At 38.3% G+C, this 26908-nt stretch carries 24 protein-coding genes; 15 read left to right on the top strand and 9 right to left on the bottom strand.

The genetic code is table 11. From position 1 onward, the window contains the following. The first annotated feature begins 69 nt into the window (after positions 1 to 69). The 9 genes from AOB46_RS16235 to recG all read left to right on the top strand — a co-directional run bounded on the left by AOB46_RS16235 (position 70) and on the right by recG (position 11222). Positions 70 to 2199: a S9 family peptidase gene (locus tag AOB46_RS16235; protein ID WP_062701549.1), complete on the top strand. Its 2130-nt coding sequence runs from the start codon at positions 70 to 72 to the stop codon at positions 2197 to 2199. A 54-nt stretch (positions 2200 to 2253) separates the two neighbouring features. After that, positions 2254 to 2427, top strand: a complete 174-nt coding sequence (locus AOB46_RS23420) for a hypothetical protein (RefSeq protein WP_157845076.1) — start codon at positions 2254 to 2256, stop codon at positions 2425 to 2427. Between the two features lie 79 nt (positions 2428 to 2506). Then, positions 2507 to 3007 (top strand): hypothetical protein, encoded by a 501-nt coding sequence (locus tag AOB46_RS16240; protein ID WP_062701296.1) that lies wholly within the window; start codon positions 2507 to 2509, stop codon positions 3005 to 3007. Positions 3008 to 3143: 136 nt separating this feature from the next. Next, positions 3144 to 4811, top strand: a complete 1668-nt coding sequence (locus tag AOB46_RS16245) for a peptide MFS transporter (RefSeq protein WP_062701298.1) — start codon at positions 3144 to 3146, stop codon at positions 4809 to 4811. Positions 4812 to 4945: 134 nt separating this feature from the next. Beyond that, positions 4946 to 6451 carry a peptide MFS transporter gene (locus AOB46_RS16250; RefSeq protein ID WP_062701300.1) on the top strand — a complete coding sequence of 502 codons (1506 nt, stop codon included), beginning with the start codon at positions 4946 to 4948 and terminating at the stop codon, positions 6449 to 6451. Positions 6452 to 6509: 58 nt separating this feature from the next. After that, positions 6510 to 6872, top strand: coding sequence for a DUF1016 N-terminal domain-containing protein (locus AOB46_RS16255; protein WP_241489230.1), 363 nt, complete (start codon positions 6510 to 6512; stop codon positions 6870 to 6872). Positions 6873 to 6947: 75 nt separating this feature from the next. Continuing rightward, entirely contained in the window at positions 6948 to 8459 is a 1512-nt protein-coding gene (locus AOB46_RS16260) for a peptide MFS transporter (protein WP_062701303.1), read from the top strand. Between the two features lie 42 nt (positions 8460 to 8501). Then, positions 8502 to 9035, top strand: a complete 534-nt coding sequence (locus tag AOB46_RS16265; protein WP_062701305.1) for a thioredoxin family protein — start codon at positions 8502 to 8504, stop codon at positions 9033 to 9035. A 102-nt stretch (positions 9036 to 9137) separates the two neighbouring features. Beyond that, the gene (gene recG / locus AOB46_RS16270; protein ID WP_062701307.1) at positions 9138 to 11222 is read left to right on the top strand and encodes an ATP-dependent DNA helicase RecG; all 2085 of its coding nucleotides are present in this window, start codon (positions 9138 to 9140) and stop codon (positions 11220 to 11222) included. 609 nt (positions 11223 to 11831) lie between these two features. Here recG and AOB46_RS16275 read toward each other — a convergent pair. From AOB46_RS16275 to dapA, 4 genes are all read right to left on the bottom strand, one after another. Beyond that, a complete protein-coding gene (locus AOB46_RS16275) occupies positions 11832 to 12278 on the bottom strand; it encodes a response regulator (protein WP_062701309.1) in 447 nt (148 codons plus the stop codon). Further along, positions 12271 to 12852 (bottom strand): helix-turn-helix domain-containing protein, encoded by a 582-nt coding sequence (locus AOB46_RS16280; RefSeq protein ID WP_062701311.1) that lies wholly within the window; start codon positions 12850 to 12852, stop codon positions 12271 to 12273. Before AOB46_RS16280 ends, AOB46_RS16275 begins: the two co-directional genes overlap by 8 nt. 293 nt (positions 12853 to 13145) lie before the next feature. Continuing rightward, positions 13146 to 13649: a GNAT family N-acetyltransferase gene (locus AOB46_RS16285; RefSeq protein WP_062701312.1), complete on the bottom strand. Its 504-nt coding sequence runs from the start codon at positions 13647 to 13649 to the stop codon at positions 13146 to 13148. 114 nt (positions 13650 to 13763) lie between these two features. Next, positions 13764 to 14636: a 4-hydroxy-tetrahydrodipicolinate synthase gene (gene dapA, locus AOB46_RS16290; protein WP_062701314.1), complete on the bottom strand. Its 873-nt coding sequence runs from the start codon at positions 14634 to 14636 to the stop codon at positions 13764 to 13766. A gap of 107 nt (positions 14637 to 14743) precedes the next feature. Here dapA and AOB46_RS16295 point away from each other — a divergent pair, with 107 nt between their 5' ends. From AOB46_RS16295 to recO, 4 genes are read left to right on the top strand one after another with little or no spacing between them, the layout of a single operon-like run. Beyond that, positions 14744 to 15502 carry a 5'-nucleotidase C-terminal domain-containing protein gene (locus tag AOB46_RS16295; RefSeq protein WP_062701316.1) on the top strand — a complete coding sequence of 253 codons (759 nt, stop codon included), beginning with the start codon at positions 14744 to 14746 and terminating at the stop codon, positions 15500 to 15502. Next, positions 15502 to 16452: a bifunctional metallophosphatase/5'-nucleotidase gene (locus tag AOB46_RS16300; RefSeq protein WP_062701318.1), complete on the top strand. Its 951-nt coding sequence runs from the start codon at positions 15502 to 15504 to the stop codon at positions 16450 to 16452. Before AOB46_RS16295 ends, AOB46_RS16300 begins: the two co-directional genes overlap by 1 nt. Position 16453: 1 nt before the next feature. Further along, positions 16454 to 18718 carry a hypothetical protein gene (locus tag AOB46_RS16305; RefSeq protein ID WP_185113881.1) on the top strand — a complete coding sequence of 755 codons (2265 nt, stop codon included), beginning with the start codon at positions 16454 to 16456 and terminating at the stop codon, positions 18716 to 18718. Further along, positions 18718 to 19404 carry a DNA repair protein RecO gene (recO, locus tag AOB46_RS16310; protein ID WP_062701320.1) on the top strand — a complete coding sequence of 229 codons (687 nt, stop codon included), beginning with the start codon at positions 18718 to 18720 and terminating at the stop codon, positions 19402 to 19404. The genes AOB46_RS16305 and recO overlap by 1 nt, the downstream gene beginning before the upstream one ends. Before the next feature lie 190 nt (positions 19405 to 19594). On the opposite strand, the gene AOB46_RS16315 is transcribed toward recO, so the two are convergent. Then, on the bottom strand, positions 19595 to 20068 hold the full coding sequence (locus AOB46_RS16315; protein ID WP_062701322.1) for a GNAT family N-acetyltransferase: 474 nt from the start codon (positions 20066 to 20068) through the stop codon (positions 19595 to 19597). 2 nt (positions 20069 to 20070) lie between these two features. Further along, positions 20071 to 20688 (bottom strand): DUF1684 domain-containing protein, encoded by a 618-nt coding sequence (locus AOB46_RS16320; protein ID WP_062701553.1) that lies wholly within the window; start codon positions 20686 to 20688, stop codon positions 20071 to 20073. A 135-nt stretch (positions 20689 to 20823) separates the two neighbouring features. Between AOB46_RS16320 and AOB46_RS16325 the strand changes: the two genes are divergently transcribed. Then, on the top strand, positions 20824 to 22413 hold the full coding sequence (locus AOB46_RS16325) for a GMC family oxidoreductase N-terminal domain-containing protein (protein WP_062701556.1): 1590 nt from the start codon (positions 20824 to 20826) through the stop codon (positions 22411 to 22413). Here AOB46_RS16325 and AOB46_RS16330 read toward each other — a convergent pair. The 3 genes from AOB46_RS16330 to mqo form a co-directional block, all read right to left on the bottom strand. Continuing rightward, positions 22410 to 23276: an AadS family aminoglycoside 6-adenylyltransferase gene (locus AOB46_RS16330; protein ID WP_062701324.1), complete on the bottom strand. Its 867-nt coding sequence runs from the start codon at positions 23274 to 23276 to the stop codon at positions 22410 to 22412. The two genes, AOB46_RS16325 and AOB46_RS16330, sit on opposite strands and share 4 nt — an antisense overlap. Positions 23277 to 23280: 4 nt before the next feature. Then, the gene (locus AOB46_RS16335) at positions 23281 to 23682 is read right to left on the bottom strand and encodes a hypothetical protein (RefSeq protein WP_062701326.1); all 402 of its coding nucleotides are present in this window, start codon (positions 23680 to 23682) and stop codon (positions 23281 to 23283) included. Between the two features lie 75 nt (positions 23683 to 23757). Beyond that, positions 23758 to 25263 carry a malate dehydrogenase (quinone) gene (gene mqo / locus AOB46_RS16340; protein ID WP_062701328.1) on the bottom strand — a complete coding sequence of 502 codons (1506 nt, stop codon included), beginning with the start codon at positions 25261 to 25263 and terminating at the stop codon, positions 23758 to 23760. 533 nt (positions 25264 to 25796) lie between these two features. On the opposite strand from mqo, the gene AOB46_RS16345 reads away from it, so the two are divergent. After that, a complete protein-coding gene (locus tag AOB46_RS16345; protein ID WP_062701330.1) occupies positions 25797 to 26903 on the top strand; it encodes a hypothetical protein in 1107 nt (368 codons plus the stop codon). Positions 26904 to 26908 lie beyond the last annotated feature (5 nt).

A 26908-nucleotide genomic window follows, 5' to 3' on the forward strand; every position in this document is an offset into this window, starting at 1 on the left:
AGGTACTGGTTTTGTTTTATATGGTTATATACGTAAGATTTATTAAATTTGGAATCATTAAAATTTGAAATGAAAAAATTCTTACTCACACTTACCATTGCTGCTGCATTTCAGAGTGTATCGGCTCAGGAAATTACTTTAGATAAAATATATTCAGGATATTACCGTGGAAAAGGGATTGCCGGGATTGCTTCCATGATAAACGGAGAAAACTACCTGGTGATTGAACCTTCCGGAATTGCAAAGTATTCTTATAAAACCTCACAGAAAGAAGGAAACCTGGTGGACGGGAGCTTTGAAAGCTATGAATTTTCTGATGATGAATCCAAAATTCTTTTACAATTAGAAAGCCAGCCTATTTACAGACATTCATTCTTAGGAAAATTTGATGTAAAAGACCTGAAATCCGGAAAAACAATCAGCCTAAATAACGGAAAACCTGTTCAGGAACCAAGATTTTCTCCTGATGCTTCAAAAATAGCGTTCATTGCAGATAATAACTTATTCTATCAGGATCTTAACTCAGGAAAAATTACCCAGATCACCAATGATGGTAAAAAGAATTCAATCATCAACGGTCTTGCAGACTGGGTATATGAAGAGGAATTCGGGCATGCAAGACAATATGAGTGGACGAAAAATTCTGATGCCATTGTATTTGTAAAATCGGATGAAAGCCAGGTTCCGGAAATCTATATTCCTATCTACGGCAAAAAGCTGTATCCGGATGAAATGCGTTATAAATACCCTAAAGCCGGAGAAAAAAACTCTGTAGTTTCCGCACAGCTTTACCGCTTAGATACCGGAAAAATTATGCCGCTCAACTTAAGTTCTTTCAAAAATTATTACATTCCGAATGTTTTCCAGACGGCAAAACCTGATGAAATTGTTCTGATCACTTCCGAAAGAATTCAGAATGCTTCTGATATTTTAAAGGTAAATACCAAAACCGGGGCAGTTCAGAAATTATTCACTGAAACGGATGAAAAATGGATTGATACAGACAGCCCTACCCTGGAATTCCTTGAAGACGACTCTTTCCTCTGGGCTTCTGAAAGAGATGGTAACCGCCATCTGTACTGGTATGATAAAGACGGCAAACTAAAAAAACAGATTACTAAAGGCAACTGGGAAGTAACCGATTATTATGGATTCAACCCGAAATCCAAAGAAATTTATGTTCAGACCACAGAAAAAGGCAGTATTAACAAGGTAGTTTCCAAAGTAAATATTGAAAACGGAAAATCACAGTTGATTTCTAATGCAGAAGGAAATAATTCAGCCAGTTTCAGCAAAAACTATAATTACTTCATTGAAACCTCTTCTACAGCCGGAAAACCTTACACTTTTGTATTGAAAGACGGCAATGGTAAAGCGGTAAAAGAACTTCAGAACAACAATGAGCAGCTTCAGAAGCTGAAAGCAGATAATTTCGTGGAAAAAGAATTCATCACAATTCCAAATGCTGTGGGTGACCAGATGAATGCCTGGATCATGAAGCCTAAGAATTTTGATCCCAATAAAAAATATCCTCTGTTTATGTTCCAGTATTCAGGACCGGGATCGCAGCAGGTGGCTAATTCATGGGATAACGGAAATACATTATGGTTCAATCATCTGGTACAGAAAGGCTACATCGTAGCTTGTGTAGACGGGCGTGGAACAGGGTATAAAGGCGCTAAGTTCAAAAAAGTAACTTATATGAATTTAGGAAAATATGAAATTGAAGACCAGATTACGGCTGCCAAATGGTTCGGAAATCAATCCTATATCGATAAAACAAGAATCGGAATGTTCGGATGGAGCTTTGGTGGGTATATGACCAGCCTGGCGATGACGAAAGGAGCTGATGTTTTCAAAGCCGGAATTGCAGTAGCACCCGTTACCAACTGGAGATATTACGACTCTGTATACACGGAAAGATTTATGAGGACGCCTCAGGAAAATCCTGACGGATATGATAAAAACTCCCCTACAGAATATGCCAGATTACTGAAAGGCAAATTCCTTCTGATCCACGGAACCGCTGATGACAACGTACATTTCCAGAATTCAATGGAATTATCGGAAGCCCTTATCCAGAACAAAAAACAGTTTGATTTTATGGCTTACCCGGACAAAAACCACGGAATTTACGGAGGTCAGACAAGACCACAGCTGTATCAGAAGATGACAGATTTTATCTTAAATAATCTATAAACCAAGATAGTGAAGTGCTGGTTCTCAGTAATCTGTTTATTATGGGGTTGTTTTATGCTCTCTCAAAGAGCATTCATAAAAGATGGAAATGAGGCCATGCTTTATGAAGATAAAACATGGTTACCTTCCGGGAATTATCCGGATTTTGTTCACGCTCCTTCATTAGAAGCTATCATAGATCATCAGGTTAAAGTGCTCCTTTTTAAAGACCACCTGGAAATATGCTGACCAAAAAATAGAAGCGCTTTTTGAAAAGATCCCTGTAAACAAGGAAAACTTTGGAAAGAAAAGAACAGAATCCTCACTTGTGAAAAGCAAAATAGTCTACAGCGGGCTGTATTTTGATCCTGGAAAATGGACCATCACCAGTGAACAGCATGAAAACGGAGCCAATGAGTACAGATTCAGAGGTACTTTTAATCCGGAGCTTCAGGGTTCATTCGGAAGTTATAAGGGCAACCATTCTGTAACTACGCTTGAAAAAGCAAAAAACAGTGTTATTTCTGTCTTCCTTAAATCTCCTGAAATATCAGTCAGAAAGAAGGAGTTCAGGAAGGTAAACGGAATTGATATGTTTTATATAAGATTTTATGAAATAGAAACCGGTTATGAAGTTATCCAGAATCATTTTGTGACCAACGACGGCTACTATACGGTTATAGAAGCAGCAGTACCGGAGAAGGTATTCAATAAGAATGAAGCTGCCATGGAAGAACTGATCAACGGGGGAATAAAAATCCAAACGGAAAAGCTAATATATGACAATACTGCGGCTCCCGTACCGCCTCCTGTTATCCCGAAAAATTAGAAAAAGTCATAACATCCTCTTCATTTATGAAGGGGATTTTTACTATTTGTTTTATTAATCGTTTTACGGATAAATTATTTATTTTATCAATTAAAATTAAAAACTTATTTTTGGAGGAATTTGAAATTTGAATATAATGAAGACTAAACATCCTAAAGGCCTGCCCTACCTCTTTTTCACAGAAATGTGGGAGCGTTTCGGGTATTATCTGATTCTCGGAATCTTTGTTCTTTATGTGATTGAGCCTGCCGGTATGAAAGGCGGACTCGGACTGCCGGACAAAACAGCTGATGACATTTTCGGAACTTACATCGCATTGACCTACCTGACGCCTTTTCTTGGAGGTTTCCTGGCTGACAGGGTTTTAGGCTACATCAAATCCATTTACCTGGGCGGAATTCTGATGGCCGCAGGATATATCGGAATGGGAGTTTTCAAAGAACTTCCTTTATTTTATGCCTCTCTGGCATTGATTATCATAGGAAACGGCTTCTTTAAGCCTACCATTTCTACGCTTTTAGGAAACCTGTATTCTGAAGAACCTTACAAAGCGAATAAAGACTCCGGATATAATATTTTCTATATGGGGATTAATATCGGAGCATTTATCTGTAATATCATTGCAGCATTCATGCGTAATAAATTCGGATGGGGTGAAGCTTTCATTACGGCCGGAGTGGGAATGCTTATTGGTCTTGTGATCTTCAGCATCGGAAGAAAACATTACATCCATGCAGCACAGATGAAACCTGTACAGGAAGGAGATACCAAACTTTCTGAAATCCTGATGAAAGTTTTTGTTCCTGCTTTGGGAGCAGGAGCTATCGGCTGGTTCATGACGGATATTTTAGGTCATAATATTTTCGGAAGCTCAAGTACCGATGCCTTCATCTTTGCGTGTATTCCGGTTATTTATTTCTATGCATCACTTTATTTTAAAGCAAAACCGGAAGAAAAGTCTTCTATTGGGGCATTGCTTTCTGTATTTATGATCAGCATGTTCTTTTGGGCCGTTTTCAAGCAGAACGGTACAGCCTTAACGAGATGGGCTAATTATTATACGGACAGAAGTGTTCCTGCTGCTCTGGAAAAACCTTTGGAAGGAATTTATATGGTTGAAGGAAAAAGCTTTGAAGATAAAGAAGTTCCTGTATATGACAACCAGTTCCGTTCTCAAAAAGACGACAATGGAGACACAAAAAAAGAAATGGGGAAAGATGTTTATTTTAAAAATATTTCACCCGAACAACGTGCTGCTTTAGAAAAAAATCCGGAAAGTAAAGTATATCTTTATAATACAGAACTGTTCCAGTCTATCAACCCATTCTGGGTAATTGCCCTCACACCGGTTGTTGTAGGATTCTGGGCATTATTGAGAAGAAAAGGAAAAGAACCTTTAACACCAACCAAAATCGTACTGGGGCTATTTATTTCCGGTTTATCATGCCTTGTGATGGTTCTTGCCGTAATGGCCGGAGACAACGGAGCTGTAAAAGTTTCCCCGCTTTGGCTGGTAGCAGGATACGGAGTGATTACTATTGGTGAACTATGCCTTTCTCCAATGGGATTGTCCTTTGTTTCCAAGCTTTCGCCTGCCAGAATCACGGCTTTGATGATGGGTGGATTCTTTCTTGCCAACTCTGTAGGAAACAAGCTTTCAGGGATCCTCGCCAGTACATGGTATAATTATGACAACAAAATGAATTATTTCCTTGTAAACTTTGCTTTGTTAATATTTGCCACCCTTTTAGGCCTTTCTATGCTAAAAAGATTAAACAAGATCATGAAAGAAAAAGGACATTAAACATTAATTTGTATAAAGAATAGTAAGCTGCGGAATGGTTCCGCAGCTTTTTTATTTAAATATAAAATTAAAACCTTGTCAAAAACTCAAAATAAACTATATTTGTCAGTCTTAACAAAAATTTAACAAGAAATATGGATACAGCTCAGCAGAAAGGACATCCTAAAGGTCTCTATCTTCTGTTTTTAACAGAAATGTGGGAACGTTTTTCTTACTATGGAATGCGTGCTATTTTTGTACTTTACATGACAAAAATACTCCTTATGGATGATGCCAATGCATCAGAAATTTATGGAAGTTATACAGGATTGGTCTATCTTACGCCACTTTTAGGTGGATATCTGGCTGACCGGTTTTTAGGTAACAGAAGAAGTATTGAAATTGGAGGATTACTGATGGCCATTGGACAATTCATCCTGTTCTTCAGTGCTTCCACTACGGGAGCCAGCGCCCTTACCCTGATGTGGCTGGGACTTACAATGCTGATTATTGGGAACGGATTTTTCAAACCGAATATCTCAACCATGGTTGGGCAGCTTTATCCTCAGGGAGACCGTAGGGTAGATTCGGCGTTTACCATTTTTTATATGGGTATTAACCTTGGTGCATTTATGTCTCCTCTTGTGTGTGGTACTTTGGCAGAAAAAGTAGACTTCAAATGGGGATTCTTAGCAGCAGGAATCGGGATGCTGATCGGTTTGATCACCTTTATCACTCAAAAAAATAAGGTACTGGTAGATGCTGACAATAAGCCTATCGGGATGCCAAGAAATAAGTTCGGACTTGTTCAGCTGCTTATTGTTCTGGGTTCTATTGGTTTGATTTTCTTTTTAATGAATTTCAAAACCATGTTCAACAGTGATCTGGATGTTATCGGATACCTTATTTACGGGGCTATGATCCTTATGCCTCTGATTGTTCTTACCGATAAAACGCTTACCAAAGATGAAAAAGACCGTATTATTGTGATCTTCATCCTGGCATTCTTTGTAATTTTCTTCTGGGGTGCTTTTGAGCAGGCTGGTGCTTCATTAACGATATTTGCAGACAGACAGACGGACCGTAATCTTTTCGGCTGGGAAATGCCTGCAAGTTACTTCCAGTCTGTAAATGCTTTAGCCATTTTACTTTTGGCTCCTCTTTTCTCTTCATTCTGGCTAAGACTGGGGAACCGTGGCAAAGAACCTTCTTCTCCTAAAAAGATGGGATATGGTTTAGCCCTTATTTCTTTCGGTTATGCAGTAATCGCTTATGCGGTTTACGGACTTGGAATGATGGATAAAGTTTCTATGTTCTGGCTTATCGGTCTGTACGTAATCCACACTATGGGAGAACTTTGTCTTTCACCAATCGGGCTTTCCATGGTATCTAAATTATCTCCTGCACGTTTCTCTTCTTTGCTTATGGGAACATGGTTCCTTGCCAATGCAGCAGCCAATAAATTTGCGGGAACATTATCCGCACTAATTCCGGGTGGTGGAGAAAACGGAGGTCCTGCAAAAACAACTTCTTTCTTAGGATTTGAGATTGCCAACCTATTCGATTTCTTCATTGTATTTGTTATTATGTGTGGCCTGGCAGCACTTATTCTTTTCGTGATCAGCAGATGGCTTGAAAAGAAAATGCACGGAATCAAATAATAAATTCAATCAATTATATAAAAACCTCTGTTAAGTCAGAGGTTTTTTTTATTTTCGTATGATGGAAATTTCCGAAGATTCTTTATTTCTGTCCGTAAAGGAAATCATCAGACAGTCGCGCGAAAAAGTTTTTCGAATAGCGAATTCTACCCTGCTGCTTACTTACTGGCAAATCGGAAAATTGATTGTAGAGGATGAACAACAGGGAAAAGAACGTGCAGAATACGGAAAGTATATCCTGAAAAATCTATCCCAAAAGCTTACTCTGGAGTTTGGAAAAGGGTTTGGTGAGAGTAACCTAAGGAACATGCGTTCCCTTTATCAGACATTTCCAATATGTGACGCATTGCGTCATGAATTGAGCCGGACTTACTACAGTCTGATGATAAGGCTTAATAATTCGGATAAAACAAATCATTGATCAGGACAGAATCCGTTTTGAACCGGATCAGAACAACAATAAAAACCCTTATTAAAAACTTAATCATATACAATTATGAGCTTAACTCTAGAAGAAATACAGAATTTTAAAGGAAAATATCCCAGACAGATCTGGAGCCTGTTTTTCTCTGAAATGTGGGAACGTTTCTGCTTTTACGGAATGCGTGGAATGCTGGTCTTCTTTATGATCTCCCAACTTAATTTCCATGAAAAGGAAGCCAATCTTCAATATGGCGCTACACAAGCTTTCGTGTATGCCTTTACATTTGTAGGCGGACTTTTTGCCGACAAAATCCTCGGATTCCGGAAATCGCTGTTCTGGGGAGGTCTTCTGATGATTGCAGGCAGCTTGATTCTGGCTACAGATCCCCATAAATTCTTTTTCTTAGGAATTGCTTTTACGGTTGTAGGAACAGGTTTCTTTAAACCCAATATTTCTTCAATGGTAGGGCAGCTTTACAAACCGAATGATTCAAGAGCGGATGCCGGCTTTTCACTTTTCTATGCCGGGATCAATCTGGGAGCTTTACTAGGCGGGTACCTTTGTATTGCTATTGGTAAAGGTGAGCTTCTTGGGAAAACTATTCCGGAAGCCATGAGATGGAATATAGCTTTCGGACTGGCTTCAGTAGTTATGGTCGTAAGTTTGGTTAATTTTATTTTCACTCAGAAAAGATTAGGAACAATTGGGCTTCAGCCGGGGCATCCTTTGGCAGAAGTTAAAACAGCTCCCATTCCGAAGTGGAAAGAATTCGGAGTATATTTATTGTCATTGGTCTTTATTCCGGTTATTATGATAATGGTTGCCAAAACACAGTACACGGATTATTTTATGTGGACTATTGGCCCTCTTACTCTTCTTTATCTATTCTATGAAATGTCTAAAGTAACAGCTTCTGAGCGAAAAAAACTATGGGCAGCTCTTGTTTTTATTATTTTTTCAATCTTATTCTGGGGAATTTATGAACAAAGTGGCGGTTCCCTGAGTATTTTTGCTGCTAAAAATCTGAATAAAGATCTTTTCGGACTGGATCCCAACGGAGTAAATAATTCCGGAGGAGCATTCTTCATTATTTTCCTTGCCCCGCTTATCGGGCTTTTATGGATCTGGTTGAACAAACGAAAAATTGAACCCAATACCATTATCAAATTCGGTTTAGGATTTATTTTTCTCGGAATAGGTTATTATGTTTTATTTGCCACAAGATTTTTTGCCGACCTTCAGGGAATTACCTCTCTGAACTTCTTTACTCTGGCTTTGCTGGTTATTACATTAGGGGAACTTTGCCTTTCACCTATCGGACTATCCATCATGACTAAACTCTCCACTAAGAATTTACAGGGAATGATGATGGGAATGTGGTTTCTTGCTTCGGCTTACGGACAATATGTTGCCGGAATTATAGGAGCAAGTCTTGCTACGGCAAAAGAAGGATCTACCAATTATGATGCTTTAGTTACTTATACCGATGGTTATAAACAATTGGGATTATATGCAGTAATTGCCGGAGTGGTATTAATTTTGATATCTCCGTTTGTGAAAAAATTAATGCAAGATGTTAAATAAAAAGTAGGCAAATTATGCTTATTTTTACATAAATATCAAAATATGAAGAAATTTTTAAGCATAACCCTATTATTTATATTAAATTTCAGCTTTGCTCAGGTAAAGTGGATGACTGTTGAAGAAGCGATAAAAGCCCAGAAAGAAAATCCAAAAAAAATTCTTATTGACTTTTATGCAGACTGGTGCGGACCGTGCAAGATTATGGATAAAAAAACCTACGGTCATGCAGTAATTGCCCAGATTCTGAATGACAACTTTTATCCTGTAAAATTCAATGCTGAAGAAAAAAAGACATTTGAGATTTTCGGAAGAACATTTGCCAATGAAAATACGGAACATAAAAAAGGAAGAAATTCTCTGCATGAGTTTACCCAGTATATGAATGTAGGCGCTGTTCCAAGCACTGTTTTTCTGGATGAAAACGGTGGTCCCATCACCATACTTCAGGGTGAATTGTCTGCCAAAGAACTGGAACCTTATCTGGAACTGATCTCCAAAGATCTCTTTAAAAAGATCCGTACCAGAGAGCAGTGGGAAGATTACCAGAAAAAATTCAAATCTAAGATCAAAGATTAATCAGGCAGTCCGAAATTCGGATCTCCTTATACTGAATTCAGACTTCCTTTTTTTGGAAGTCTTTTTTATTTTCCCGAAATTCGAAGCTTTGTTTTCCGATAGATGACTTTAGAAACCTCCATAGAATATGTAAAAGGAATAGGTCCTGAAAGAGCCAAACTCATTAAGAATGTGTTGGGCATTTCTACAGTGGATGATCTTCTGAACTTCTACCCTATCCGCTATCTGGACAAAAGTAAGATTCACAAAATCTCCCAGCTTCAGGAAACGAGTCAGGAAATTCAGCTTAAAGGAAAAATAACTCAGGTTCAGGAGATCCAGACCGGAAAAACAAAAAGACTTTCGGCAAAATTTAATGATGATACCGGAACTATGGATCTGGTGTGGTTTCAATATTCAAAATGGCTGAAAGAACAGATTCCTGTCAACCGGGAAGTTTATATTTTCGGAAAAATTAATGTATTCAACCGTCAGTTTTCTATGCCGCATCCGGAAATTGATGCGGAGGAAAAGAAAGAAGGGGACAGCCGGCTGAAACCCATTTATCCAAGTTCTGAAAAACTGACCAAAAGAGGATTGAACCAAAGATTTTTCCAGGTTATACTAAGAAATATCTGCAGGGAAATCCCTAATCTGATTGAGGAAAATTTCCCCGAATACCTGATAAAAGCTTTTAAATTTTTATCCAGGCAGCATACTTTTTTAAACATTCATTTCCCCAAGGATATGGAGCATTTTGAAAAAGCAGATCACAGGCTGAAGTTTGAAGAATCTTTCTTTTTTCAATTGGGATACGGTCTGAAAAAGCTGCATCACAAATCTCAGGCTGTTGGCAACCCCTTTCCTGTCATAGGAGATCATTTTAATACTTTTTACAACCATCATATTCCTTTTGATCTCACCAATGCACAAAAAAGGGTTTTAAAAGAAATACGCATGGATATGAAGAGGCCTATCCAGATGAACAGGCTTCTGCAGGGCGATGTAGGTTCCGGAAAAACAATGGTAGCGTTATTGACAATGCTGATTGCTATGGATAACAGTTTCCAAAGCTGCCTGATGGCGCCCACTGAAATTCTTGCCCAGCAGCATTACAACGGAATCAAAGACCTGTTACATGAAACCGGGATTAATGTCCGTCTTCTGACAGGCTCTACCAAAGCGTCGGAACGTAAAGTTATTCATCAGGAGCTTGAAGACGGTTCTCTTTCTATTTTAGTAGGAACACACGCTGTATTGGAGGATAAGGTAAAATTTAAAAACCTAGGACTTGCCATTATTGATGAGCAACACAGATTTGGTGTTGCACAGCGGGCTAAATTGTGGGCTAAAAACAGAATTCCTCCGCATATTCTGGTGATGACTGCTACCCCAATTCCGAGAACACTGGCAATGAGCTTTTATTCTGATCTGGATGTGTCTGTTATTGATGAGATGCCAGTCGGCAGAAAACCCATTATTACAGCTCACAGACGCGAAAAGGACAGGACTTATGTGTATAATTTCTGCAGAGACGAAATCAGAAAAGGAAGGCAGATTTATTTTGTATATCCTCTGATTGAGGAATCTGAAACTTTAGATTATAAAAATCTGATGGAAGGGCTTGAACATGTGATGAATGCATTTTCAGATTACAATGTCACAATGCTTCACGGTAAAATGAAACCTGATGAAAAGGATGCAGCCATGAATTATTTTGCCTCAGGAAAAGCTGAGATTATGGTGGCCACCACCGTTATTGAAGTTGGGGTGAATGTCCCCAATGCTTCTGTAATGGTTATAGAAAGTTCAGAAAGGTTTGGGCTTTCCCAGCTTCATCAGCTAAGAGGCCGTGTAGGAAGAGGAGCTGAACAGAGTTACTGTATCCTTATGACTTCTGATAAAATGTCTAAGGAAAGCAGGACCCGTATTAAGACGATGACTGAAACAAATGACGGATTCAAAATCTCGGAAGTAGATATGCAGCTCAGAGGCCCGGGAGATATTTTGGGCACACAGCAAAGTGGTGTTGTGGATTTCAAAAAGCTGGATCTTGTTAACGATTCTGCCATTATTAAAACAACCAAAAATGCGGTTGATAAAATACTGGAAACCGATCCTCACCTGAACCGACCGGAAAATATAATCATCAAAAATTATTATCTGAAATACTATAAAGGCAAGAACAAGTGGAGTAAGATATCATAAAAAAACCGCGGAAAGAATCCTTCCGCGGCCCCCTTATAAAACTGTTATTTAGAAGAAATTACTTTTTGTCTTGTTTCAAAAAATTTATTTTAATAGCCGGACTTTAATATTTTGTGATGTGGTGTGAAAATATTTATATATTATTTGAATGCTTTATGGTCCTGGCTATTAAAATAAATTATAAAAAAACAAAATGAATTATTTTTCCAACTTGCTTATTATAAAAACTAACTGTGTCTAAGCTGAAGGTGTGGGAATGAAACGAATATTAATACCCTTCAACCTGGTCAAGTTTTCATGATTGTACCGTTTTGTTTAAAGATCTTCTATGCTTTATAGTTGGAAATTAATATAATTCATTTTGTTAACTAACATCGTTATTTATACTCTGTACATCTGATCGAAATAATCAATCTTCTGCCATTTTCTGCTTCTTAATATAGTTAATTTGTGTTGGCTTATTTTACATTTACAAAATTGATGATATTGACTGAATTTATTCTTATATTATTTTAATTATTCGTTATAAAATTTTCACTTTTCTGTGAATAGTATGCGATAAATACTTTTGTTTACAACAAAAAAAATAATTCAAAAAACTCCTGTTCATCATACTTTCATAATAAAATTATCTTTATTCAATCCTGAGGTATGATATTGCCAATTGATCACAATAACTTCTGTAAGAACCTTTTTTAGTTTTTCGTAAGTTTCAGGTTTTCTGATAAAAATATTAGCGCCGTTTACCAGGAGTTCCTCAATTTCCGCCTCTGAAATTGTATCGGAATATACAGCATTCACCATATTGCTGAATCTGAAATCTTCTTTTATTTCTTTAATGCAGCTCATGCAGGTTCTATCCGACATATCATAATTCATGAACAGAATTTCAGGAATTATGGCATCCTCACTATTCAAATAATCCATCAGGTCATACTTATGATAAAAACACTGAACCTTAACTTCAATTTTAAGGTCTTTAAATATACTTTTAAAGAAGATCAGGTTTCCTTCATCCTGATCTGTGACAATCACATTCAAAAATTCCTTATTCATACTGCATTTTGGAATGAACGATCATACTTTGCGCTTTTCTCCTCTTTGATATGAACTTTTGAAACTGAGAAGGTGTTATTCCTGTTGTATTTTTGAATTGGGTGCTGAGGTGCGCCACACTGGAATAGTTCAATTTATGGGCAATTTCCGTCAGACTTTGCTTATTGCTGATGATCAGTTCTTTGGCATATTCTATCTTTTGAAGAATAATAAAGTTTTCTATTGATGTATAAGCCAGTTCTGAGAACAGATTAGAAAGATATCCATAGCTGTGCTTCAGTTTTTCAGCAATATAAATAGAAGCTTTCACAGAGACAGGCTCTTCAGAGAAGACAAGCTCAACAATAGCATCTTTTATTTTCTGTACCAAAGCTGTTTTTTGGCTTTCAATAATTTCAATCCCGTAATCTTCAAGATTTTTCTTAAAAAGATTATGCTGCTCCTGTGTGATGGGTTCATAAAACTCTACTTCACCAAAGTTCAGCAGCCGGTATTTCAGTCCGTGTTCCTTAAGTTTCTCATCCAACACCTTCTTACAGAGTGCGTTGAAATCAAATTTTACATACATTTTCATCCTTACTATAGTGTGTTAAATTATGAAGTAAATATAATAATTTATTTCAATTGAAAGTGAAATAGGAGAAACTTTTTTATTCTTTTCAGTAAAAACAAAAAACTCCTGCATTATTGAATACAGGAATTAAACACTAAGGATGAAAAAAATATACTGATAAAAAGCTGCTACAGCTCAAAACCAAGCATATGAATGTATTGTATAAGTGATTTGGTTCTGGAACAAAGATGAATTAAAAAATCATTTCACTTGTTATAGAATTACCACATATTTGTTACAGAATTTTAAGTCAATTATTCGTGAATTAAGAATTCCATCATATAATCGTCCATTACAAAGCCATTCCCGATATCAAACACTCCTTCACCATAAACACTATACCCCTGGGATTCATAGAATCGTCTGGCTTCATTATGTTTATTCACATTCAGAATAATTCTCTGATCCCCATTTTCAGCAGCCTTCTGATTCAGAAAAAAGAGCGATTCCTTACCAAAACCTTTGCCTTTGCTCTCCGGCACCAGATAAATACGGTGAAGCTTCGTTGTGTTTCCATCATAATGATGCTCATACCCTATAAATCCTTCATAAGAATCTGTATTTTCATCCTTAATGAGGTAGTAATAATAATTGGCATCCTGAAAATGTCTGGTCAGTTCAGCTTCAGAATACATTTCTGAAAGCATATACTCCATTTGTTCATTGGAAAGGATCTCTGCATAGGCATTTTCCCATGATCTTCTTGCAAGATTCCGGATTAGCGGAATATCTTTTTCTGTTGCTTCTATTAATTTCATAGTTTTTATGATTAAAAAAAGTGAAAAGCCGGAACTTTTCACCTTGTATTTTTATAAATTGTGAAATATATTTCACAGGCAATGGTTCAGCTGAATAAACCATTAACCTGTTAGTTATATAGTAGCCATTTCTGCTTTAATTTTTGCATAAAGTCCTTCTGAAGCCGGAACCAAAGGCAGTCTTAAGTAGTTTTTTACAATACCTTTCTCTGCTAAAACCACTTTAATTCCGCAAGGATTTCCTTCTGCAAAAATAAGCCGGGTGATTTCTACCAGTTTATTGTGGATCTCATAAGCTTCTTTCACTTTTCCGTCAAAAGCCAGTTGAACCATTGTTGAAAATTCTTTCGGATAGGCCTGTCCGATTACCGAAATCACCCCGTTCCCTCCTGCGAGTGTTACCGGAAGTGTATATTCATCATCCCCTGAAACTAAAGAGAACCCTTCAGGTTTCTTTCTAAGGATATCAAAATACTGAAGAATATTCGGTGCTGCCTCTTTAATCATCACCAGGTTTGGAAATTCTTTGGCCAGACGGATTGTAGTATCTGCTTCAATATTCTGCCCCGTTCTGGATGGAACGTTGTAAATAATGATCTTCTTTCCTGTAGATGCCAGTACTTTATAATGCTGGTAAAGTCCTTCCTGATTAGGTTTGTTATAATATGGAGATACGGAAAGCACTGCCTCAAACTCAGAAAGATCTGTTTCTTCAATCTGTTTCTTGACTTCCAGAGTATTGTTGCCGCCAATTCCTAAAACCAAAGGAAGACGTTTATTATTAACCTTAATGATATGCTCAATTACCTGTTTCTTTTCTTCATCAGAAAGCGTTGCAGCCTCAGCTGTTGTTCCCAATACTACCAAATAACTGGTACCGTTATCGATGTTATATTCAACAAGTTTTGTCAAACTATCGAAATCAACGGATAAATCTTCATTAAAGGGCGTTACCAATGCAACACCTACTCCTTTTAAAATGCTCATCTGTTCGAATTATTTTTGTCAAATTTAATAATTTACCGTAAGAATTTATAATAAATAATAATGTTTTATTATACATATAATTATATTTGCATATACTAAAAGATATTATGAAAAATAAATTCTTGTTACTAGGAATTGCTCTGGCCTCACTGACTGCCTGTAAAACAGCATCTACGCTGCAGCTGGCACACGTACAGCCCCAGAAAAACATTTCTATTAATAATGAGCTAAAGAATGATGAGGCATTTGTAAAAGTTATTGAACCTTATAAGCAAAAACTGGATAAAGAGATGAACCAAAAGATCTCCCACACCAGTGTAGATCTTACCAAACAAGGTGATAACAGCAATCTGGGCAATCTTTTGGCAGACTATACATTTGATGGAGCTGATGCATGGGCAGAAACACATCTGAAGAAAAATGTGGATGCCGCACTGATCAATATCGGAGGAATCAGAACCACCATCGGAAAAGGAGACATTCTCCTGAAAAGCATATTTGAAGTAATGCCTTTCGAAAATGAAGTTATCATTGTGAAACTAAAAGGAACAGATCTTCAGGGACTTTATGATTACTATGCAAAAACGCAGGTAAACAATCCGGTTTCCCACTTATACATTGAAACCAATAACGGACAGCTTACTAAAACCTTAATCAACGGAAAACCTGTCAACCCTTCCCAGGAATACTACATTGCAACTTCAGATTATCTGGCTCTGGGAGGTGACAATATGAAGTTTTTCTCAAAAGGAGAAGCTATTCCTACGGGAATCAAATTAAGAGACCTGTTTATTGAATACTTCAAAAAAACTCCTGAAATAGTTCCTAACACAGATGTTCGTTTAAATTTTACCGGCAAGAAATAATGGATAGAAAAAAATTTTTAAAAGCAATAGGCGGCGGATCTTTGGCAATGGCTTTAGCTCCCCAGATGATGATGGCGGAAGAATTAAAATTCAATCCTTTTAAATCCGCAAATAAACTTACCATCCTTCATACAAACGATCAGCACAGCAGGATAGAACCTTTTGATGCCAGTTATACGAAAAACCCCAATCAGGGAGGGTTTGCAAGAAGAGCAAGCCTGATCCAGCAGATCAGAAGCCAGGAAAGCAATGTATTGCTTCTTGATTCAGGGGATATTTTCCAGGGAACTCCTTATTTCAACTTCTTTGGAGGCGAACTGGAGTTCAAACTGATGTCTATGATGAAATATGATGCATCCACAATGGGAAATCATGATTTTGATAACGGTCTGGACGGATTTTTAAAAGTACTTCCGAATGCTAAATTCCCTTTCATCTGTTCCAACTACGATTTCAAAAATACAGTTCTGGACGGCAAAACCTCACCTTATAAAATTTTTAATAAAAACGGGATTAAAGTCGGAATTTTCGGAGTAGGAATCCAATTGGACGGGCTTGTAGGGAAAAAGCAGTATGGAGAAACAATCTATTCAGATCCTGTAGACGTGGCACAGCATTATTCAAACTTCCTGAAAAATGAGCAGAAATGTGATCTGGTGATCTGTCTTTCCCATATCGGCTACGATTATAAAGATGAGCCTAATAAAATAAGTGATAAGATTCTGGCCGCTAAAACCGAAAATATTGATATTATTCTTGGAGGCCACACCCACACTTTCCTTCCGGAACCTCAGACATATACCAACAGACAGGGTAAAAATGTCCTGGTAAACCAGGTTGGATGGGCAGGTCTGCTTTTAGGCAGAATTGATTTTCACTTTGACAGTAATAAAAACATACAGCATATTTCCTGGAATAACCAGGTTATTGACAGCAGCATAACAGCATAATATGAAAAAACTTTCTATAATTTCTCTTGGTATTTTAGCATCCCTGCAGCTGACAAAAGCGCAGGTCATTACCTCAAAAAAATGGACGGATCTTTTTTCCTACAACAATGTCCTGGCTATGAAGGAAGACAACGGGAAAATAATTGCCGCTACCGAAAACGGGATATTCTATTATACAATCTCAACAGGAGAGATTACAAAGTTATCAAAAGCCAATGGTCTTCATGATACGGGGATTACGGCTTTTGACTATAACCCACAGACCAAAACCGGAATCATAGGGTATAGTAACGGATCTTTAGATATTATCACCCCACAGGAAATCAAATATGTTGTTGATATCCCTATTGCAACCGGATACAACGGAAGCAAAAAGATTAACCATATCTCAATCACAGGAGATCAGGCAGTCATTTCTGTAGGTTACGGACTTTCCATATTTAACCTGAAAAAGAAAGAGTTCAGCGACACTACCTTTTTTATGACAGGAGCGGGTATTTATGAAGCCAGCAACGAAGCCGTTATTTTTCAGAATAAAGTGTATTCTGTAACCAATAACGGGCTGAAGACCCATGAAATGAATACCACCTTCCCTGTATATTCTACCTGGGTAACAGAAGTACCGGGTTCATTTAAACATATTGATGCTGAATCTTCCATTGTATTTTCATCTGCAACCACAGCTTTCATGTACAATAATGGAACCCCCACTGCGCTTCCATCAACTTTTGGAGACATTCGGGATGTAGTGGTAGCTTCAGACCACTTTATGGTCACTGATCTGGCCAGAATCTATACGTACAATACCAACGGAATGCCTCAGGGAACTGTAAGCGTAGGTGAAGAATGCAACACAGCTATAAAAGCAGCCGGGAAAATATTTGGAGGAACCATATTATCCGGAATAAAAGATGAAAACAGCGTCATTTATAAACCGTCGGGACCATACTCTAATTTCGCCTACAAAATCAATTTATACGATAATGATCAGATTTTAGTATCCTCCGGTGCAAGAATAGACAGATATAACGGACCTGTAAACAACCCTAAAAAACCTGGTTTTTATTATTTTACCGGCGCTGAATGGATCTATCCGTCCTTTTTCGTAGGAAATACTGGACCTGTTAATGTGATGGATGCTGTTTTAAACCCGGGTGATGCCAGCGAAGTATTTTTTACCAACTATACCATCGGGGCACAAGGAGTATACAGAATGAAATATAACCCGGGCAACAAAGATTTTGATATGGTAAAATATTATGATCTTGGCAACACCAATGCATATTACAGCCGTCCTGTAGGTTTCACAACGGATAATCAGAATAATCTCTTCGTTTCGGTCTCGTTTTACGATCCGGTTGCCTCTATAGGTATTTTTGATAAAGCAGCTGATAATTTCACTATTAAAAAATTTAATATCTCAAGTGATGCCCTGCAAAAGCCTCTCTTTTACGAAAATATGCTATGGATTCCTACTCCAAGAACGAATACCTTCATCGTCTATGATTATAAAAATGCAGCCAACCTGTCTGATGATACTGAATATATTCTAAAAGACTCCAACGGATTTGCCGGTAATGCAAAAGGAACAATATCTGTTGCTATTGATAAATCCGGAGATGCCTGGATCGGTAGTGACAGTGGATTAAGAATATTACCCAATGCCGCTACAGAAATAAAAGCCCCATCTCCAGAGGTATCCCCTATTATTATTGAGCAGAACGGGCTTGGGGAAGAACTTTTCAGAGACGGCCAGATTCTGCAGATAGAAATAGATGCCGGAGATCATAAATGGATTTCCGTAGACGGAGGAGGCGTATATTACCTTTCTTCTGACGGCCAGCAGACGATTAAACATTTTACGAAAGAAAACTCTCCCTTACCTACCAACTCTGTTACCGATATTAAAGTAGATAAAAAAACAGGTAAAGTATATTTTGCCACCTATAACGGAATTGTAGTGTATCAGGGCGATGTAGCCGATGTAACGTCTAACTTCGGAGATGTGGTAGTATATCCCAATCCTGTTGTGTACTCCAACTTTAAAGGAAAAGTAACCATTAAAGGGCTTGCTGAGAAAACCAACATCAGAATAGCCGATGCGGCTGGAAACGTGGTGCATTCTGCTGTCGCAAGAGGAGGGTATTATGAATGGGATCTTAACAATAACAAGGGCACCCGTGTCGCTTCAGGGATTTATTTTGTATTGATGACCAATGAAGACGGTTCAGATAAAGCTACCGCCAAAATAGCTGTAGTTAATTAATGAATTCACAAAACGGATTTCTACTTTCAATCATAAAATATGGCGAAAATGATGCTGTTCTGCATTGTTTTACAGAAGAAGACGGCTTTCAGACCTATTTTCTAAAAGGAGTATATTCTAAAAGAAATAAAAAGAAAGCCCTGCTTCAGCCTTTGAATAAACTCAGCTTTTCCATTAATCCTGCCAGAGGAAACGGAATTCCATCTGTTTCAAGGGTTGAATTACTGAAGACCAACGATACTTTTACCGATATAAAAGCCAGCACGGTTCTGTTTTTCATTTCAGATTTTCTAAATCAGGTATTGAAACATGAAAATAAGAACCTGAATATCTTTTTCACAATTGATGAATTTCTCAATGAGCTGATGAATAAAAATTACCAGTGCCACCTGCTTTTTATGATCAGTATTTTAAAGATTCAGGGAGTAGCCCCGTTGGTTAATGACGGTGTATTTTTAGATCCGGAAACCGGAACATTTTCAGCCGTTGAAGCCCATCAGCTATTCGGACAGGAAATTTCCTCGCTCTGGAAAACAGTCCTTATTTCAGAAAATATATACTCAGCAAAAATTCATTCTGCTTTAAGAAAAGACTTTCTGGACAGCCTGCTCGTCTATTACCATTATCATATAGCAGGCTTTAAAATGCCAGCCTCCCTGGAAGTGATCCAGCAGATTTTTGAATAAAGACCGGAAGCTATTTTTAGGTATAGGTATTGAAGCCTGCTGGTGCCAAAAACTTTGCGATTTCCGAACCAACTCCGCTGAAAGCTTAACGATTGCGACCTGATATGAAGTGATATTTCCATATTTGAATTTGATGTTACTCAAAGTTATGGAAGAAATCAGCAAAGAAGCTTTTGAGTTTAAAATTTTCTTAAAGTTTCCTGTACATCAGATACTGGGGACCGCTTCTCCCGATCCTCGTTTTTCCATCATAAGAATATCCGGCTTTGCGGTAGATATGATAGGCCGATTCGTTTTTCTGGTTGACCGCCAGTACAATTTCATTACACGGGCTGAAATTCTCCCGGACAAAATCATCTACTTTCTGCATCGCTTCTTTTCCGATTCCTTTGCCCTGCATTTCGGGATTTACAGATAAAGATCTTAGCAAAACAGAATGTTCATTATCGGTCAGCTCCAGTTTATCTTCCCCAAAATCAAGGACAAAAAAGCCTGCAGGCAGTTCATTATATATAATCGTAACCGCAAATGACTTATGATCATTTCTTTCTTCTATTCTCCGGAGTGCCTGCTCCGCTGTGGAAGTAAAACGCAGCTGATCTTCATCCAGGGCATAATTAACCCCGGAAAAGTCATCTTTTTTGAAGAACCGCAGGGTTACCATAACTAATGATGATAAATATCTTCATACATTACCCCAGCTTTTATTGCCACCGGAAGCTTGTTTTCTTCCGGAACTATCGGACAGTTGTAATCATAAGCATTATATGCACAGAAAGGCTGATATGACTGGTTAAAATCAAGCACAATTGTATTTCCTTCCGGAATTTTCAGGTCCATATATTTTCCGCCTCCGTAAGTTTCTTTGCCATTGGTTTCATCACGGAAAGGAAGGAAAAGATAATCCTTATATTTTTTCTGCTTCATGAGATCCAGACTCTGGTACAGGGTTAGAGTATAGGGTTTTTCATCCAGCATAAAATTTACTTTTCCATACTCCCTGTACTTCTTGGTTTTCCCGGAAGAAGTAGGAAGTTCAAAAGGTTCTGCATTTCTGGTTTTAATCAGCTTTGCAGTTACTCTGTATTTACGGCTGAACGGAAAAAAAGGATGTCCTTTAAAGTTGGTGAAATGATCTCCGCGCAGAGGTGTCTGCTTAGGGTCTTTGTATTCTGCATTAAGGTCCTGCTGGAATTTTTTAACTGCCATAACTTCTCCTGACACAATTCTCTGTGAGAAAACCATCAGGGGAAACATCAGAAATAAAATGATATATTTTTTCATAATCTGTTCCAAATTATAAGTAAAACTATGAATTTTCAATGGGATGAAAAGTTAAAATTCTGATAAAATAGCATAATCTGTTTTAAATAAATCCCCGCCTTATTTTCCTAGCATATTTTTTGAAAGGCAATGCCTATGAACAGAAAGCAATTTATCAAAACAGGTATTCTGGCTGTATCCGGATTTTATTTCCTTCATTCTGATCTTTTCCGGGCGGCACAGCGTCAATCTGAAAATTCAGAAAACACAATGATTGATGCACCAATCATCATTATCGGAAGCGGTTACGGAGGTGCTGTTTCGGCATTACGCCTTTGTGAAGCCGGAAAAAAGGTAGTTATGTTGGAAATGGGTCTTAACTGGGAAAAAGCCGGAATTCCTTTCTCTAATCTGCTCAAACCCGGGAAGAGCGCAGCATGGCTGAAAAATAAAACAATTGCTCCGTTCATGAATATATTCCCGCTGACTCCTTTTACCGGAACACTGGACCGGATGGATTTTGAAAACATCAGTATCTGGGCAGGCAGAGGTGTTGGCGGCGGTTCCCTCGTTAATGGCGGTATGGCAGTTACTCCTAAAGAAAGCTATTTCAAAGAGATTTTTCCTGATCTTGATGCGGAAAGGTTTTACAATTATTATTTCCCTCTTGTACATGAAGAGCTGAAAGTCAATGTGATTCAGGAACAATTTCTGAAAGACTGCCCTTATTATCAATTTACGAGAGTGGGAGAATCAGAAGCGCACAAAGCCGGATTTAAAACAATGCGGGTTCCTAATGTTTATGATTTCCAGTATATGGAGAAGGAATACAGAAATGAAGTTCCCCGTTCTGCACTCAACACGGAAGTGATTTATGGAAATAACCACGGAAAAAACAGCCTGGATAAAACCTATCTGAAAAAAGCAATGGCAACCGGAAACCTGGAAATTCTTGACCTCCACCGTGTGGATTACATTAAACTGAATGATGACCAGACTTATTCTTTAAAGGTACAGGAAACGGACACTTCCGGAGCCTCTGTTTCTGAAAAAATATTCACCTGCAAAAAGCTGATCCTTGCAGCCGGAACCATGGGAACATTGAAGTTGCTGCTACATTCTAAGGCTGTAAACGGATTTCCTGTTCATGAGCGTATCGGGAAAAACTGGGGCAACAATGGTAATTTTATGACAGGACGAAACTGGGTAAAACCTTTATCCGGGGGAACCGGGGCAAAGCAATCTACGATTCCCGTTGGCGGGATTGATAACTGGGACGACCCTGAACACCCGTTTTTCACAGAGATTGCGCCATTACCTATGGGAATGGATGTTGCTACGGCTTTGTATTTATTAATCAACAGGGTTGACAAAAAAGGGGAAGTCACTTATAATCCCGGAAATGGTGAACTGGTCCTGGACTGGAATGAACAGCATACCGCAAAAATGAGAGCCAATGCAGATTATTTTATAAAAAAAATGAACAGGGCTAACGGGGGCACAAGAAGTCATTTACTTTTTAATAACGGATTCGGAGCCGATATATGTTACCATCCGCTCGGTGGCTGTGTTTTGGGAGAAGCGACCAATGAATATGGAAAGCTGAAAGGACATGAAAACCTTTATGTGATGGACGGATCTTTAATTCCCGGAACTATTGGCGTTAATCCGTTTGTAACAATTACTGCTATTGCAGAATACTGCATGGAAAACCTTATCAGGCAGAATGAATTTACTTATCTTTAAAGCATTGATTTTACTTCTGCAAGATAATTCCGGATATCTTTTTCCAGCTGATCGGGATAGGTAAAACTAAGTTTTCCGGCCAAAGCAGTGCCCAGCTCATGAACGAGATCTGCAAAAGCAAGCAAAGAAGCCCAGTTTTCTTCAATATTACTTCCTGAGAAGGTGGCTTCTACCCTTTTCCATAAATCTTCAGGAAGGTATTTCGGGAAAAGTCTTCCGTGTTTATTGGTTGTAATATTACTCCATCCCTGTGATCCGGCAATATGCCATTCTATGAGGGGAACCAGATAATCTGTCCTTATCACGTTTTCAGACATGAATTTGGCGTAAAAAATATCACCTCGCTGAAGACATTTGGCCACATAGGTTGTATCCCACCAGAAATCATTGATCAGTTTACTGAATTCCTCTTCTTCCGGCTTATGAATCATCACTGACTGATAGGTTGGAGGCTTTAATCCTTTAGTCAGGTCATCTTTATCAACCAGGATTTTATATCCTACATCCCAGTCTTCAGGAAGAGATTCCTGCTGAACTTCTGCAAGAAAATCCACTTTCTGGTAAAGCTTGAAATCCACTTTTACATGATCCCGGTACAAAACCATTTTCATAGCATGTTTTCCTTCAAAAACTCGGTCATCTTCTTCTATCATGGAGATAGGAGTTCCAAAAAGAGAAAGCCATTCATGATGAGATTCATAAGGTTCTCTGTTTTCAAAAACAAGTTCCACGTCAAGATCGCTGAAATTATCTACAGGAGCATAAGGATTCACCAGTGAACTCGTCAGCAACACGGCACGAATATCCGGATTATTTTCTGCCCAGCTGATGATCTGCTTCAGTTTCTCTTCTCTTGTCTTCATAGGCTTAGTAAGACTCTGAAATTTTCACCCGGTATACATCCATTGAATTTCTTTTAATAGATTCCACAAAGAAACCGCCTTCTTCAGGAATTACTTCTTTCAGATCAAAACTTCTGCAATCCCGCGGAAGTCCCGAAAAGATCAGGGTAAACCAAAAGTCCTGCATAAACGGAACGGGTGTCCAGTTGGGATATATGGTGATATTTTCGGCATGAATCAGCCTGCTTTTATGTTCAGACTGGTTATCGAAAAGATAGGTTGAATGCCAGATTCTGATTAGATTTCCTAAAAATGGCGATGCCGGAAAGCAGCAGTGTACAATAACCTGCTTTTCCTCTTCTGCTTTTGTCTGAAGAGATTCCAGGAGTTCTTTTACGATAATTGGCTTTACAACAACTTCTTCCACCTTTTTATGAGTAATAAGTAATGAACCTAACGGATAATGTATTCATTACTTATTACCCGTTACTCATTACTTATGTTAATATTCTAGTTCTAATTTTTCTTTGGTATAATTTCTCAGCTTCTCGGTAAGCTCAGGATGATCGGCCAGCTTCTGTCCATAGGAAGGCACCATTTCCAGCAGCTTTTCTCTCCACTCTCCATTCAGCTTTTCAGGGAAACACTTTTCAAGAACGTTCAGCATGGCATATACCGCTGTGGAAGCCCCCGGTGAAGCTCCAAGAAGGGAGGCAATGGTTCCTTTTTTATTTACAACCACTTCAGTCCCGAATTCCAGCTTACCGCCTTCTTTCTCATCTTTTTTAATGATCTGTACTCTCTGTCCTGCTACTTTAAGCTCCCAGTCCTCTTCTTTGGCATCTTTGATGAATTCTCTCAAGTGCTGCATCCTTTGGGATTTTGTCATGGCAACCTGTTGGATAAGGTATTTGGTAAGAGGGATATTATGCCACCAGGCGCCAAATAATGACCTTAAATTTTTGGTATTAACGCTTTCCGGCAGATCAAGATAGCTTCCTTCTTTCAGAAATTTAGTGGAAAAACCGGCAAAAGGGCCAAATAAAAGCGCTTTTTTACCATCAATAATTCTAAGATCGAGGTGAGGAACCGACATTGGCGGAGCATCTACAGTAGCCTGAGTATATACTTTAGCGTGGTGCTTTTCTACCAGCTCCTGATTATGGCTTACCAGCCACTGTCCTGAAACCGGGAAACCTCCGTACCCTTCACTTTCTTTAATATCTGAACTATCCAGCAGCGGCAGGGCATATCCTCCGGCTCCAATGAACACAAAATCTGCAACCACCTCCTGTTTATGGCTGTGAATCCTGTCTTTTACTTTCATTTCCCATTTACCGTCTTCTCTAGGATCTATATCTTTTACCTCATGATACAGGAACACCTCAACATTGGAATCTTCAAGCAGGTGTCTTCCCATTTTCCTGGTCAGTGTTCCGAAATTCACGTCTGTTCCCATATCCATTTTAGTGGCAGCCATTACTTCAGATCCGTTTCTTTTACTCATTACCAAAGGAATCCATTCTTTAAGCTGTTCGTGATCGGTAGAATATTCCATCCCGGAGAATAAAACAGATTCTGACATTTTTTCGTAGCGCTTTCTGAGATATTCTGCTTCTTTTTCACCGAATACCAGACTCATATGCGGGCATGAGTTAATAAAATCCTTGGGATCCTGAATATATCCTTTAGTAACCAGATATGACCAGAATTGTTTTGAAATTTCAAACTGTTCGGCAATACTTTCTGCCTTGGTAATATCAATGGTTCCGTCTGGCTTTTCAGGGGTATAATTAAGTTCACAAAAAGCAGAATGTCCTGTTCCTGCATTGTTCCAGGCTGCGGTGCTTTCTTTAGCAAACCTTCCAAGCCTTTCAAATATTGCAATTTCCAGTTCAGGATCAAATTCGTGCAGCAGCGTTGCTAAAGTGGCGCTCATAATTCCGCCACCTATCAGGACAACATCGTACTTTGGTTTCGGTGTTCTGCTTGTAAGCGATTGTGACATAATTTAAAATTTTACTTCAAATTTCGGGAAAAGTTTTATAAATAAAAACGCGTTTAACGATTTTAACACGTTATTTTTTGGCGTAAAAATTCTTTCTTCACCTGCAAAATATTATGATGGAAAGTATCAATAGATTTTCATTGAAAGAAGTGATTATAGGCCATATTTCCTGTTTTTTTTATCATCAGACCCCACATTTTTACAAAAATCCACTCTGATTTGGCGATAACAAAATTCTCATCAAAAGGATTTAAGATGTTAAAAAAAATTATAAAAATATAAGTTGTTTTAAGTTTATGATAAAAAATCCTTCAACAGTAATCATTTACACTATAACGATTTATCAATATTTTGTGAAAAACATTGAATACAAATTTGAAATTATCACTTTTTATTGAATAATAAGCAATATTTAACATTTTTGAATGCGAAAAAAATATTAATATATTATATATTTTATGTAATTTGCATTAAAATAAACACAGTTTAAGATATAATTTAATTAAAAATATTTCTTATTAAACATAGTACAGATGAAAATTATTAATTTCGTAAGTACATTTTTCGCAACAGCGGCACTGGCCCAAAGCGGAAATGTAGGAATCAACACGTCCACACCGGACCCCAGTGCAATTCTGCACATTGAAAATTTCAACGGAATACCGGCTACTGCAACGGCCACTGTTTCAGGTGGTACTGTTACCGGCATTACCGTAACAAACGGCGGAAGCGGGTATACTACAGCCCCAACAGTTAATTTCTATGGAGGCGGAACCATTATAAACGGTGGAAATAAAGCCCGTGCCACCGCTGTCATTTCAAATGGTTCTGTAACAGGTATTACCCTTAACAACGGAGGAAGCGGCTATACTTCTGCACCGTCAGTGACTGTATCGGGAGGAAATAAAGGACTTCTTCTTCCTAATCTTAATATTGCCAGCCTTAGCAGCACCACAACCCCGGTTAACGGGCCGGTAAACGGACTTATTGCTTTTAATGGAGGAACAAACAGCAATAATAAGGCACTGCATATTTTCAACAGCACATTAAGCCGCTGGCAGAGCACCATAGATGCTGAAGATACTCCCAAGGTAGCTTATCTGGATTTCACAGGATCTTTATCTGCACTGGATAATGCAGCTGCCGGCATTAATACGTTGCTTCTGGTGAACCCTCCTTCTATTTCCGGGGTTTCCAATATCAATGGCTTTAAGGTCGTCCAGAATACTTTGTCAGGAGGCTATTCACTGGTTCTTCCCCAGGGAAATTATCTGGTAGAGGTTAACCTGAATCTTAATTCTCCGCCGGAAAACCCTTCAGGTCAGGGAGGAACTGCTCCTTTATCTGGAAGTTCTTATTACCTTATGGGATATTTCATTGATTTTTACGGGGATACTTATAACAATTCCACCAATACATTTACGGCGGGAGTCAATACAAGAAAGGAAATTCCGATTGTTTCCAAAACCAGCACCAACCATCTTGCTTCCTGGTCTTATTACTACAGTGTTCCGGCTAATGCGAATGCCAATATCATCGGAGGATTGAGACTGAGATTCGGAAGAATGCAGAACAGCACCTTCTATGACCTGGTTAATATCATCCCAACCGGATCTTACATCAAAATATCTAAAATTTAAACACT

Origin of the sequence: Chryseobacterium indologenes, assembly GCF_001295265.1 — a bacterium.
Classification (GTDB): Bacteria; Bacteroidota; Bacteroidia; order Flavobacteriales; family Weeksellaceae; genus Chryseobacterium; species Chryseobacterium indologenes_A.

Bases quoted from the DNA above. Each gene is read 5' to 3' on its own strand.
- AOB46_RS16235 (WP_062701549.1), top strand. From the start codon at position 70: ATGAAAAAATTCTTACTCACACTTACCATTGCTGCTGCATTTCAGAGT.
- AOB46_RS23420 (WP_157845076.1), top strand. From the start codon at position 2,254: ATGCTCTCTCAAAGAGCATTCATAAAAGATGGAAATGAGGCCATGCTT.
- AOB46_RS16245 (WP_062701298.1), top strand. From the start codon at position 3,144: ATGAAGACTAAACATCCTAAAGGCCTGCCCTACCTCTTTTTCACAGAA.
- AOB46_RS16250 (WP_062701300.1), top strand. From the start codon at position 4,946: ATGGATACAGCTCAGCAGAAAGGACATCCTAAAGGTCTCTATCTTCTG.
- AOB46_RS16255 (WP_241489230.1), top strand. From the start codon at position 6,510: ATGATGGAAATTTCCGAAGATTCTTTATTTCTGTCCGTAAAGGAAATC.
- AOB46_RS16260 (WP_062701303.1), top strand. From the start codon at position 6,948: ATGAGCTTAACTCTAGAAGAAATACAGAATTTTAAAGGAAAATATCCC.
- AOB46_RS16265 (WP_062701305.1), top strand. From the start codon at position 8,502: ATGAAGAAATTTTTAAGCATAACCCTATTATTTATATTAAATTTCAGC.
- recG (WP_062701307.1), top strand. From the start codon at position 9,138: ATGACTTTAGAAACCTCCATAGAATATGTAAAAGGAATAGGTCCTGAA.
- AOB46_RS16275 (WP_062701309.1), bottom strand. From the start codon at position 12,278: ATGAATAAGGAATTTTTGAATGTGATTGTCACAGATCAGGATGAAGGA.
- AOB46_RS16280 (WP_062701311.1), bottom strand. From the start codon at position 12,852: ATGAAAATGTATGTAAAATTTGATTTCAACGCACTCTGTAAGAAGGTG.
- AOB46_RS16285 (WP_062701312.1), bottom strand. From the start codon at position 13,649: ATGAAATTAATAGAAGCAACAGAAAAAGATATTCCGCTAATCCGGAAT.
- dapA (WP_062701314.1), bottom strand. From the start codon at position 14,636: ATGAGCATTTTAAAAGGAGTAGGTGTTGCATTGGTAACGCCCTTTAAT.
- AOB46_RS16295 (WP_062701316.1), top strand. From the start codon at position 14,744: ATGAAAAATAAATTCTTGTTACTAGGAATTGCTCTGGCCTCACTGACT.
- AOB46_RS16300 (WP_062701318.1), top strand. From the start codon at position 15,502: ATGGATAGAAAAAAATTTTTAAAAGCAATAGGCGGCGGATCTTTGGCA.
- AOB46_RS16305 (WP_185113881.1), top strand. From the start codon at position 16,454: ATGAAAAAACTTTCTATAATTTCTCTTGGTATTTTAGCATCCCTGCAG.
- recO (WP_062701320.1), top strand. From the start codon at position 18,718: ATGAATTCACAAAACGGATTTCTACTTTCAATCATAAAATATGGCGAA.
- AOB46_RS16315 (WP_062701322.1), bottom strand. From the start codon at position 20,068: ATGGTAACCCTGCGGTTCTTCAAAAAAGATGACTTTTCCGGGGTTAAT.
- AOB46_RS16320 (WP_062701553.1), bottom strand. From the start codon at position 20,688: ATGAAAAAATATATCATTTTATTTCTGATGTTTCCCCTGATGGTTTTC.
- AOB46_RS16325 (WP_062701556.1), top strand. From the start codon at position 20,824: ATGAACAGAAAGCAATTTATCAAAACAGGTATTCTGGCTGTATCCGGA.
- AOB46_RS16330 (WP_062701324.1), bottom strand. From the start codon at position 23,276: ATGAAGACAAGAGAAGAGAAACTGAAGCAGATCATCAGCTGGGCAGAA.
- mqo (WP_062701328.1), bottom strand. From the start codon at position 25,263: ATGTCACAATCGCTTACAAGCAGAACACCGAAACCAAAGTACGATGTT.
- AOB46_RS16345 (WP_062701330.1), top strand. From the start codon at position 25,797: ATGAAAATTATTAATTTCGTAAGTACATTTTTCGCAACAGCGGCACTG.